The sequence below is a fragment of the Mycobacterium sp. D16Q16 genome (assembly GCF_002013745.1).
GTDB lineage: Bacteria > Actinomycetota > Actinomycetes > Mycobacteriales > Mycobacteriaceae > Mycobacterium.
In genome coordinates this window covers 146,729-158,182 of sequence record NZ_MAEY01000019.1, presented here as the reverse complement: position 1 = coordinate 158,182, position 11,454 = coordinate 146,729, and the positions used below count along the sequence as shown (strand labels likewise).

General features: G+C 65.5%; 9 protein-coding genes. 7 read left to right on the top strand and 2 right to left on the bottom strand.

The window, feature by feature from the left end; genetic code table 11:
- Positions 1 to 131: 131 nt before the first annotated feature.
- Positions 132 to 1,352 carry a serine hydrolase domain-containing protein gene (locus tag B4394_RS18710; RefSeq protein ID WP_078315917.1) on the bottom strand — a complete coding sequence of 407 codons (1,221 nt, stop codon included), beginning with the start codon at positions 1,350 to 1,352 and terminating at the stop codon, positions 132 to 134.
- A 114-nt stretch (positions 1,353 to 1,466) separates the two neighbouring features.
- Between B4394_RS18710 and pyrR the strand changes: the two genes are divergently transcribed.
- The 7 genes from pyrR to pyrF are packed head-to-tail and all read left to right on the top strand — an operon-like array spanning position 1,467 to position 10,055.
- On the top strand, positions 1,467 to 2,042 hold the full coding sequence (pyrR, locus tag B4394_RS18705) for a bifunctional pyr operon transcriptional regulator/uracil phosphoribosyltransferase PyrR (RefSeq protein WP_170915021.1): 576 nt from the start codon (positions 1,467 to 1,469) through the stop codon (positions 2,040 to 2,042).
- Complete coding sequence (locus B4394_RS18700) at positions 2,039 to 2,983, top strand: aspartate carbamoyltransferase catalytic subunit (RefSeq protein ID WP_078315916.1); 945 nt, start codon at positions 2,039 to 2,041, stop codon at positions 2,981 to 2,983. The genes pyrR and B4394_RS18700 overlap by 4 nt, the downstream gene beginning before the upstream one ends.
- Positions 2,980 to 4,281 (top strand): dihydroorotase, encoded by a 1,302-nt coding sequence (locus B4394_RS18695; protein ID WP_078315915.1) that lies wholly within the window; start codon positions 2,980 to 2,982, stop codon positions 4,279 to 4,281. Before B4394_RS18700 ends, B4394_RS18695 begins: the two co-directional genes overlap by 4 nt.
- Positions 4,278 to 4,775 carry a PH-like domain-containing protein gene (locus B4394_RS18690; protein ID WP_078315914.1) on the top strand — a complete coding sequence of 166 codons (498 nt, stop codon included), beginning with the start codon at positions 4,278 to 4,280 and terminating at the stop codon, positions 4,773 to 4,775. Before B4394_RS18695 ends, B4394_RS18690 begins: the two co-directional genes overlap by 4 nt.
- Positions 4,772 to 5,902: a glutamine-hydrolyzing carbamoyl-phosphate synthase small subunit gene (gene carA / locus B4394_RS18685; RefSeq protein WP_078311870.1), complete on the top strand. Its 1,131-nt coding sequence runs from the start codon at positions 4,772 to 4,774 to the stop codon at positions 5,900 to 5,902. Before B4394_RS18690 ends, carA begins: the two co-directional genes overlap by 4 nt.
- Positions 5,902 to 9,240 (top strand): carbamoyl-phosphate synthase large subunit, encoded by a 3,339-nt coding sequence (gene carB, locus B4394_RS18680; RefSeq protein ID WP_078311872.1) that lies wholly within the window; start codon positions 5,902 to 5,904, stop codon positions 9,238 to 9,240. The genes carA and carB overlap by 1 nt, the downstream gene beginning before the upstream one ends.
- Entirely contained in the window at positions 9,237 to 10,055 is an 819-nt protein-coding gene (gene pyrF / locus B4394_RS18675; RefSeq protein WP_078311875.1) for an orotidine-5'-phosphate decarboxylase, read from the top strand. The genes carB and pyrF overlap by 4 nt, the downstream gene beginning before the upstream one ends.
- Here the strand turns inward: pyrF and B4394_RS18670 are convergent.
- Entirely contained in the window at positions 10,037 to 11,356 is a 1,320-nt protein-coding gene (locus B4394_RS18670; RefSeq protein WP_078312068.1) for an acyltransferase family protein, read from the bottom strand. The two genes, pyrF and B4394_RS18670, sit on opposite strands and share 19 nt — an antisense overlap.
- Positions 11,357 to 11,454 lie beyond the last annotated feature (98 nt).

Below are 11,454 nucleotides of genomic sequence, written 5' to 3'. Positions count from 1 at the left end.
CTGGGATCGCTGCTGGCCTGGGGAGCCAGGATCGTCATCTTCGCACCTCGGTATCGGTTGGCGTGGACTGCAGAACAGCGTTGTGTTCCATGGTGTTGTCAAAGGCTCAAGAATGCCTACAGAGCTCGCCGCTAGAGCGCGGCGTACACCGCCTGCGCGAACTGAACATGGAGAAGCTGTAGTCGCAGCGTGGATGTGCGCCCCAGGGCGGCCTTGGGGTCCAGTTCCGGCATGCGCCACTGCGGCAGGAACATCAGGATCGCGTCGGCCTTCGGGTCGGCGTGCCACCAGGTGCCGAATGCTCCCGGCCAGCCGAAGGTTCCGGCACCGCCCGGACCGAACAGTGCGGCCTCGTTCGGATCGAGCACGACCGACAATCCCAGGCCGAACCCGCGTCCGGTCCAGTACGGCAGGCCGAAGGACGGCAGCTTCCGCTGGGCCGGGGTGAGCCGGTTGGTGCGCAGCGCGGCCGTCGATTCGGGGGACAGGATGCGTACTCCGTTGGCCTCGCCACCGCCGAGGAGCGCCCGCGCGAAGGTGAGGTAGTCGTGCGCGGTGCTGGCCAGAGCGCCGCCACCGCGACACAGCGCCGGTGCTGACGTCGGCATCGAGGTGAGATAGCCGCGGTCGGCCACCACGATCTGGTCGTCATCGCCGAGGCCGTACAGGCGTGCCAATCGGCTGGCCTTGCGCTCGGGAACGAAGAAATCGGTATCGGACATGCCTAACGGATCCAGGATTCGTTGACGTAGCAGCTCGTTGAGTGGCAGCCCGGCCGCGCGTGCGATGAGTAAGCCGAGCACATCGGTGGAATGGCTGTAGTGGAAGCGTTCACCGGGCGGGTAGACCAGCGGCAGCGCGGCGATGGCCCCGATCCACTCGTCGGGCTCACTGAACGCCGCGGTGTGCAGCGGCTGGTAGGCCTTCGCTATTGGCCCGGTCGCGATGAAGTCGTAGGTCAGCCCACTGCGGTGGGTCAACAGGTCTTCGACCGTGATGGCGCGCGGTGCCCGGAATGTGTCATCCAATGGGCCGTCTGGATTTGCGAGTACCCGCATCTGGGAGAACTCCGGCAACCAGGTGGTGATCGGGTCGTTCAGGCGGATCGTGCCGTCGTCGACAAGAGCCATGGCGGCCGCACTGATCACCGGCTTTGTCATGGAAGCGATGCGAAAAATGGTGTTGTCGGCCATCTGCAGACCAGCGTCGACGTCGCGATAGCCCACGGCGCCCAGGTGCTTGAGCTGCCCGCCTTGCCACACCAGCGTTACCGCTCCGGCGAGTATGCGGTCATTGACCGCGGCGCGAATCGGAGCGAGAGCTGTATCAAACGTGTCGTCAGACTCGGGCATGACTCCATCCTGTCAGTCGTGGCCGTCGGGTGCCCGGATGCTAAGATCCCTGGCGATAAGTGACATCCTTTAACGATCCGTCCAGTGAGGCGGAGAAGGAGGTCTCGCGTAAGCGTGGGCGTATTACCAGAGGGACGCGAACTGTTGTCCGCCGCAGATGTCGGCAGGACCATCTCGCGTATCGCGCATCAGATCATCGAAAAGACCGCACTTTCCGATTCCGGTGACGCGCCTCGCGTCGTATTGGTCGGGATCCCCACCCGCGGTGCCACCCTCGCCAAGCGATTGGCCGCCCACATCACCGAGTTCTCCGGTGTCGAGGTGCCGGCCGGATTCCTGGACATCACGCTCTACCGCGACGATCTGCGCAACAAACCCCACCGCCCGCTCGAACGCACCTCGATTCCCGAGGGCGGAGTGGACGGCGCCCTGGTTGTCCTGGTTGACGACGTGTTGTTCTCCGGCCGTACGGTGCGCTCGGCCCTCGACGCGCTGCGCGATCTGGGCCGGCCCCGCGCGGTGCAGCTGGCAGTGCTGGTGGATCGCGGGCATCGGGAGCTGCCGCTGCGTGCGGATTACGTGGGTAAGAACGTGCCGACCGCACGCTCCGAAGACGTCAAAGTGCTGCTCACCGAGCATGACGGCCGCGACTCCGTGGTGATCAACAGCGGGCAGGGAGCGGCCTCGTGAAACACCTGCTGTCGGCGGCCGACCTGACTCGCGACGAGGCCACCGCCATCCTCGATGACGCCGACCGGTTCCTTCAGGCTCTGGCGGGGCGCGAGGTCAAGAAGCTGCCGACCCTGCGCGGGCGCACCATCATCACGATGTTCTACGAGAACTCCACGCGGACAAGAGTTTCCTTTGAGGTCGCGGGTAAATGGATGAGCGCCGACGTCATCAACGTCAGCGCATCGGGTTCCTCAGTGGCCAAGGGCGAGTCACTGCGCGATACCGCCTTGACCCTGCGCGCGATCGGTGCGGACGCGTTGATCGTCCGTCACCCAGCGTCGGGTGTCGCCGCCCAGCTGGCTCAGTGGACCGCCGAAGGTGAGGGCGGCCCGGCCGTCATCAACGCCGGCGACGGTACCCACGAACATCCCACCCAGGCGCTGCTCGACGCGCTCACCATCCGGCAGCGGCTGGGCGGCCTGGAAGGCCGCCGCATCGTCATCGTCGGGGATATCCTGCACAGCCGAGTTGCCCGGTCGAATGCTTTGCTGCTCAGTACATTCGGCGCAGAGGTGGTGCTGGTGGCGCCACCCACGCTGCTGCCCGTGGGTATTGAGACCTGGCCGGTGACGGTCACTCATGACATGGATGCCGAGCTGCCCGGCGCCGATGCGGTGCTGATGCTGCGGGTGCAGGCCGAACGTATGACCGGCGGCTTCTTTCCGTCGGCGCGCGAGTACTCGGTGCTGTACGGCTTGTCCGAGTCGCGGCAGCGGCTTCTTCCCGAACACGCGGTGGTGCTGCATCCCGGCCCGATGCTGCGCGGTATGGAAATCGCGTCCTCCGTGGCTGATTCTTCGCAATCCGCTGTTCTGCAACAGGTATCGAATGGAGTGCATATTCGTATGGCCGTGCTGTTCCACCTCCTGGTGGGTTCGGATGAGGCGGTGCCCGCATGAGTGTCTTGATCAAGGGCGTACTGCTGTACGGGGAGGGCGAGCAGGTTGACGTCCTCGTCGAGGACGGCCAGATCGCCCGCATCGAGGCCGGTATTGGGCCGGGCATCGAGACGGAGGTCGACACGGCCATCGAAGCGCTCGGTCAGGTGCTGCTGCCCGGATTCGTCGACCTGCACACGCATCTGCGCGAGCCTGGCCGTGAAGACACCGAGACCATCGATTCCGGTTCGGCGGCAGCGGCTTTGGGTGGTTACACCGCCGTCTTCGCGATGGCCAACACCAACCCCGTGGCGGATAGCCCCGTCGTGACCGATCACGTGTGGCAGCGCGGCCAGCAGGTAGGACTTGTCGATGTGCATCCGGTGGGTGCCGTCACGGTCGGGCTGGAAGGCAAGCAGCTCACCGAGATGGCGATGATGGCGCGTGGCGCGGGCCGGGTACGGATGTTCTCCGATGACGGCAAGTGCGTGCACGATCCGCTGATCATGCGACGCGCTCTCGAATATGCCAAGGGTTTGGGTGTGCTCATCGCTCAGCATGCCGAGGAACCGCGGCTGACCGTCGGCTCCGTGGCGCACGAGGGCGCCCATGCGGCCAAGCTGGGCCTGACCGGATGGCCCCGCGCCGCCGAGGAATCCATCGTCGCGCGGGATGCGATTTTGTCCCGTGACAGCGGTGCCCCGGTGCACATCTGTCACGCGTCCACCGCCGGCACCGTTGAGTTGCTCAAATGGGCCAAGGGGCAAGGAATTTCCATCACCGCCGAGGTGACTCCGCATCACTTGCTACTTGACGACAGCCGGCTCGCCTCCTACGACGGTGTGTACCGCGTGAACCCGCCGTTGCGGGAGTCCACCGACGCCGAAGCATTGCGTCGGGCCCTCGCCGATGGCGTGATCGACTGTGTGGCGACCGACCACGCGCCGCATGCCGACCACGAGAAATGTTGCGAGTTCGCCGCGGCCCGCCCCGGCATGCTCGGGTTGCAGACCGCGCTGTCCGTGGTCGTCGAGACCATGGTGAAACCCGGGTTGCTGACCTGGCGCGACATCGCCAGGGTGATGAGCGAGCGTCCGGCGCAGATCGTCGGCCTGCCGGATCAGGGGCGCCCGATCGCCGTCGGCGAGCCCGCCAACCTGGCGATCGTTGACCCCGACGCCACCTGGACCGTCACGGGTGATGGATTGGCCAGTAAGTCGGCCAACACCCCATTCGAATCGATGACGTTGCCTGCCACCGTGACTGCGACGCTGCTGCGCGGCCGGGTGACTGCGCGGGACGGCAAGGTGGCGCTGTGAACCACGGAGACTTCGTTGGTGCACTCATCATGGCGGGCGCCTCGCTTACCTTGTCCGTGCTGCTCTTCCGATTGATGTGGCGCGGCTGGCGGGCGCGCGCGCAGCGCCAGGCCGACAGCGTCGGAGAGCTGCCCGCCGTGCCCGCCGAGCGCGGTGACATCGTCATCGAACCCGCCGACGGTCTCTACGTCGGCAGTACCATCGCGCCGGACTGGCAAGATCGGATCGCGGTGGGCGACTTGGGCTACCGGGCGAGCGCCACCTTGACTCGATACACCGGCGGAGTCCTGCTGGAGCGCAGCGGAACCGCAGACATCTGGATACCCGCGGATGTCATCACCGAGATCCGTACGGCAAAGGCGCTGGCGGGCAAGGTACTTACCCACGACGGAATTCTCGCGATTCGGTGGCGGCTGCCCTCGGGCGTCGAGATCGACACCGGATTTTTGGCACGACCGCGAAGCGAATACGAGGAATGGAAGCAGGCGTCATGAGTGACAAGGCGGTGCTCGTTCTCGAAGACGGGCGGGTGTTCACCGGTAAGCCGTTCGGTGCGGTGGGTGAAACCCTCGGCGAGGCGGTGTTCTGCACGGCCATGTCCGGTTATCAAGAAACCCTGACCGACCCGAGCTATCACCGGCAGATTGTGGTGGCGACAGCGCCGCAGATCGGCAACACCGGGTGGAACGACGAGGATGACGAGAGTCGCGGCGGCAAGATCTGGGTTGCCGGATACGCGGTGCGAGATCCCTCCAACCGGGTATCGAATTGGCGGGCCACGGGTTCCCTCGACGATGCCCTCAAGAAGCAGCACGTCGTCGGCATCGCCGGAATCGACACCCGCGCCGTCGTCCGTCACCTGCGTACCCGCGGTTCGATGAAGGCGGGGATCTTCAGCGGTACCGTCGCCGACGCGCCCACCGACTTCCTGCTCTCGCGCGTCAACGGCCAGCCCTCAATGCTGGGTGCGGACCTGGCCGGCGAGGTGAGCACCGACGACACCTACATCGTGGAACCCGAAGGTGCGCATCGGTTTACCGTGGCGGCTCTGGACCTGGGGATCAAGACCAACACTCCACGCAACTTCACGCAACGCGGTATCCGGGTGCAGGTGGTGCCCTCGTCCATCAGCCCGGACGAGCTGCTCGCGTTGGCGCCCGACGGCGTGTTCCTGTCCAACGGGCCGGGCGACCCGGCCACCGCGGATCATGTGGTGGCGGTGACGCAGGCGGTGCTGCAACAGAAGATCCCGCTGTTCGGCATCTGCTTCGGCAATCAGCTGCTGGGCCGGGCACTGGGTCGGTCCACCTACAAGATGACCTTCGGGCATCGCGGCATCAACATCCCGGTCATCGACCACTCGACCGGCCGGGTCGCGATCACCGCGCAGAACCACGGCTTCGCCCTCGAAGGTGAAGCAGGCGAGCAGTTCGACACGCCGTTCGGGCGCGCCGAGGTCAGCCACACCTGCGCCAACGATGGCACGGTGGAAGGGATCCGGCTGTTGGACGGATCGGCTTTCTCGGTGCAGTACCACCCGGAGGCGGCGGCCGGACCTCATGACGCCGAGTACCTGTTCGATCAGTTCGTTACGTCACTTGAGAATCGGGGTAACCGCTGATGCCACGTCGCACAGACCTCAACCACATCCTGGTCATCGGCTCCGGGCCCATCGTGATCGGCCAGGCCTGCGAGTTCGACTACTCGGGCACTCAGGCCTGTCGTGTGCTGCGTTCGGAGGGGTTGCAGGTCAGTCTCGTCAACTCGAATCCGGCCACGATCATGACCGACCCGGAGTACGCCGACAACACCTACGTCGAGCCGATCACCGCCGAGTTCGTCGAGAAAGTCCTTGCCGCACAGGCAGAGAAGGGCAACAAGATCGATGCCCTGCTGCCGACGCTGGGCGGTCAGACCGCGTTGAACACCGCGGTCGCCCTCTACGAGAACGGCGCACTGGACCGGTACGACGTGGAGCTCATTGGCGCGAACTTCGAGGCCATCCAGCGCGGTGAGGACCGGCAGCGGTTCAAGGACATCGTCGCCAAGGTGGGTGGCGAGTCGGCGAAGTCCCGCGTCTGTTTCACCATGGACGAGGTCCGCGACACCGTCTCGGACCTCGGATTGCCGGTGGTGGTACGGCCGTCGTTCACCATGGGCGGCTTGGGTTCCGGCATGGCGTACACCCCTGAGGACGTTGAGCGGATGGCAGGGGAGGGCCTCTCGGCGTCTCCCTCGGCGAATGTGCTGATCGAAGAATCCATCTACGGGTGGAAGGAATTCGAGCTCGAACTGATGCGCGACAGCCGCGACAATGTGGTGGTCGTGTGTTCGATCGAGAACGTCGATCCGATGGGTGTGCACACCGGAGACTCGGTGACGGTGGCTCCCGCGATGACGCTGACCGACCGCGAGTATCAGAAGATGCGCGACCTCGGTATCGCGATCTTGCGCGAGGTCGGTGTCGACACCGGTGGCTGCAACATCCAGTTCGCCATCAACCCGCGGGACGGTCGCTTGATCGTCATCGAAATGAATCCGCGTGTGTCGCGCTCCAGTGCGTTGGCCTCCAAGGCAACCGGGTTCCCGATCGCCAAGATCGCCGCCAAGCTGGCCATCGGGTACACGCTCGACGAGATCGTCAACGACATCACCAAGGAGACCCCGGCCTGTTTCGAGCCGACTCTGGACTACGTCGTGGTGAAGGCACCGCGGTTCGCCTTCGAGAAGTTCCCCGGTGCCGACGCGACATTGACCACCACCATGAAATCGGTGGGTGAGGCGATGTCCCTGGGGCGGAACTTCGCCGAGGCACTCGGGAAGGTCATGCGCTCGTTGGAGACCTCCGCGGCGGGCTTCTGGACCGACAACGCCGGTCCCATCGAGGATCTGGACACGTTCCTGCAGGAGCTGCGGGTGCCACGTGACGGGCGCCTCTACGGCATCGAACACGCGCTGGCCGCTGGTGTACCCGTCGAGCAGGTGGCCGAGATCACCGGCGTCGATCCGTGGTTCGTCGAAGAAATAGCGCAGATTCACCACCTCGGTGCTGAGCTGCGTGATGTGCCGATCCTTGACGAGGAACTGCTGCGCCGTGCCAAGCACTATGGACTCTCGGACCGCCAGATCGCCGCGCTGCGACCGGAACTGGCAGGGGAGGACGGAGTGCGGTCGTTGCGGCACCGGATGGGTATCCGGCCGGTGTACAAGACCGTCGACACCTGCGCCGCCGAATTCGAGGCCAGGACCCCGTATCACTACTCCAGCTACGAGTTGGATCCGGCGGCGGAGTCGGAAGTGGCCCCGCAGACCGAGCGGCCCAAGGTGCTCATTCTGGGCTCGGGCCCCAACCGCATCGGGCAGGGCATCGAATTCGACTACAGCTGCGTGCACGCGGCAACCACGTTGTCGCAGGCCGGGTTCGAGACCATCATGGTCAACTGCAACCCGGAGACGGTGTCCACCGACTATGACACCGCTGACCGCCTGTACTTCGAACCGCTGACCTTCGAGGACGTGCTCGAGGTCTACCACGCCGAAAGTGAATCCGGCCGCGGTGGACCGGGTGTCGTCGGTGTGATCGTGCAGCTCGGCGGGCAGACCCCGTTGGGCCTGGCCAAGCGTTTGGCCGATGCGGGTGTGCCGGTGGTGGGCACCAGCCCGGCGGCCATCGACCGCGCCGAAGACCGGGGCGTGTTCGGGGACCTGCTGGTGTCGGCTGGTCTGCCGGCGCCACGGTTCGGCACCGCGACGACTTTCGAGCAGGCCAGGCAGATCGCGGCGGACATCGGCTACCCGGTACTGGTGCGACCGTCCTACGTGCTGGGCGGTCGGGGCATGGAAATCGTCTATGACGAGGACACCCTGCACGGTTACATCACTCGCGCTACTCAGCTTTCGCCGGAGCACCCGGTGCTGGTGGACCGCTTCCTCGAGGACGCCATCGAGATCGACGTCGATGCGTTATGCGATGGGACCGAGGTCTACCTCGGCGGCGTGATGGAACATATCGAGGAGGCCGGCATTCACTCCGGCGACTCGGCGTGCGCGCTGCCGCCGGTCACCCTGGGCCGCAGCGATGTCGAAAAGGTGCGCACCGCCACCGAGGCCATCGCGCACGGAATTGGTGTGGTCGGCCTGCTCAACGTGCAGTACGCGCTCAAGGACGACGTGCTGTACGTCCTGGAGGCAAATCCGCGTGCGAGCCGCACCGTGCCGTTCGTCTCCAAGGCCACGGCCGTGCCGCTGGCCAAGGCATGCGCGCGGATCATGCTGGGCGCCACCATCGCCGGTCTGCGCGAGGAGGGATTGTTGCCGGCCGCCGGCGATGGGGCGACGATGCCGCCCGGCGCTCCCGTCGCGGTCAAGGAAGCCGTGCTGCCGTTCCACCGATTCCGTAAGGCCGACGGTAGCCAAGTGGATTCCCTGCTGGGACCGGAGATGAAGTCCACCGGCGAGGTCATGGGCATCGACGCCGATTTCGGCAGCGCCTTCGCCAAGAGCCAGACCGCCGCATACGGTTCGCTGCCCAAGGAGGGCACGATCTTCGTCTCGGTGGCCAACCGCGACAAGCGCTCCCTGGTGTTCCCGGTGAAGCGTCTGGCGGATCTCGGATTCAAGGTGCTGGCCACCGAGGGCACGGCAGAGATGTTGCGCCGCAATGGAATACCGTGCGAAGAGGTGCGTAAGCACTATGAGAGCGCGGGGGAGGGACGTCCGGTCCAGTCGGCAGTAGACGTCATCAAGTCCGGCAAGGTCGCGATGGTCATCAATACTCCCTACGGGAACTCGGGCCCCCGCGTCGACGGTTATGAGATCAGATCGGCCGCGGTGTCGATGAACATCCCGTGCATTACGACGGTGCAGGGCGCCTCGGCCGCGGTGCAGGGGATCGAGGCGGGTATCCGCGGCGACATCGGCGTGCGCTCGCTGCAGGAACTCCACGCGGGCCTGCGGTGACGTTCGGCGCACGGCTGCGGGCGGCCACCGCATCCCGCGGCCCGCTGTGCGTGGGCATCGACCCGCATCCGGAGCTGCTGCGCGCCTGGGGGCTGGATGTCAATGCGTCGGGCCTGGCCAGATTTAGCGATATCTGCGTGGAGGCCTTCGCCGAGGTGGCGATCGTCAAACCGCAGGTGGCGTTTTTCGAAACCTATGGTGCGGCAGGGTATTCGGTACTCGAACGAGTTATCGCCGGGCTGCGTGAGGCCGGGGTGTTGCTGCTGGCCGACGCGAAGCGCGGCGACATCGGATCGACCATGGCTGCATATGCGCAGGCCTGGCTGGGTGATTCTCCGTTGAGCTCCGATGCCGTCACCGCCTCGCCGTATCTGGGCTTCGGGTCGTTATCTCCGCTGCTGGACCTGGCGCGTGAACGCGATCGTGGTGTCTTCGTCCTCGCCGCGACCTCCAATCCGGAAGCACCTCCCGTACAGCGGGCGCGCACCGGAGACGCGACCGTCGCGCAAGCGATGGTGGATCAGGTGGCCGCGCTGAACGCCGAGGAGACCGGTCCGGGATCCATGGGTGTGGTGGTCGGGGTAACCGTCACCGATCCGCCGGACTTGTCGTCGATTGGCGGCCCCGTGCTTGTCCCGGGGCTCGGCGCCCAGGGGGGTAGGCCCGGCGATCTGCGTGGCTTAGGCGGGGCGCCGGGATCGCTTCTGCTGCCCGCGGTCTCGCGCGAGGTGCTACGCGAAGGCCCTGACGTCTCGGCGCTGCGTGCGGCGGTGTCACGGCTGCGGGACAGCGTGGCCTATCTGCTTGACGAGTGAACAAGCGGAAGCTGAGCTTCTGATCTATTCACTGTGCCGGGCAACGTCTTTCGGCAGAGTATGCGCGCAGCGGCCAGTGGTATCAGTGACGCGACAACGACCCACCGTCCTGCGGGTGTGAATCCGCCCCAGCCCGGATTGATGACGTAGATCCGGGTATAGACAAGCGTCAGGATGGCGCCGATCAGCACGAGGACGCCGACCGCGATATCGCGCCCCTTACTCATCGGCGGGATGGGGCGGTCCCACCACGGCAGCGCGCGGCGTTCGGTGGCCCGCAGCGGGACGAAGAAGACGGCCACGATGGCGCATACGATCGCCAGGCGCAGCACGTTTCCGGGCCAGTACCAGCCATCGCGCGGGCTCACCAATCCGATATGCAGGGCCAGGTAGACCCCGTAGGACAACAGGAACGTGACCACCCAGTGCCACAGGTAGATCGTCATGCTGCCGCTGGTGCACAGCTCCACGAATCTCCAGGTGCGTGCCCCCTGTAGCCGGCGATTGATGGCCGGTGCCAGCGCGATCACCACCAGGCACTCGACTATTGCGCTCGTCGCGAGGAGCAAGGTCGGCGGCATGTTGGCGATCAGTCCCGTCGGGTACGGCCCCAGGATGGCCAGTGCCACGGTGGCGCCGAGGGCGACGGCCGCGGCTGCCAGCGCCACCCGGCGGGGGATGAGCCTGCGCTGATAGGCGATGCCCAACGCGGCGGGGACAAGCCACATGAAGATCATGTTGATCCAGCCGGTCATCACCCAGGTGTCGGTAACGACGCTGATGGTGTCGATCAGGGCCGTGAACAGGCACATTGCCGCGATGAACCCGCCGAGTCGGCGTCCCGTGCGAATGCGGGCCAGCCAGGGCATGAACGCCAGCGTCAGCAGATAGGCGCCGACGTACCAGAGCAGCTCGATATGGCGCATCTCGAGATACAAGAGTTGTCGGGAGTTGCCCATGGTGATGCGCAGCAAGGTGGTCACCAGCGCCACGAATGCGAGGAAGTAGAAGACCGGACGGAAGAGCCGCGTCGTCCGGCTCATCAGAAACTGCCCCCACGACCTACCGGACTCCCAGGAGTGAAGATTAGCTGCGGCGCCCGCGAAGAAGAACAGGGGCATCAGTGGGATCAGCCAAAACAGCCAGTGCACGTTGTAATTCGCTGACATAGCCGGTTTGCCCTTGATGAGGGTAGGGCTGCCCGCGAGGACGTGGTAGGCCACGACCGTGGCCAGTGACACGAGCCTCACGGCATCCAATACCCGATCACGCTCACGTGATGGGTGCATGACGTCACCCATATGGCGCACCCTACCCAGCAACTGCCGTGCCTTGCTCAGCAGCTTCACGGGGTGCCTCGTCGCCGGCTTTCTCACCTGCGTCTCTTCAACTGGACGTT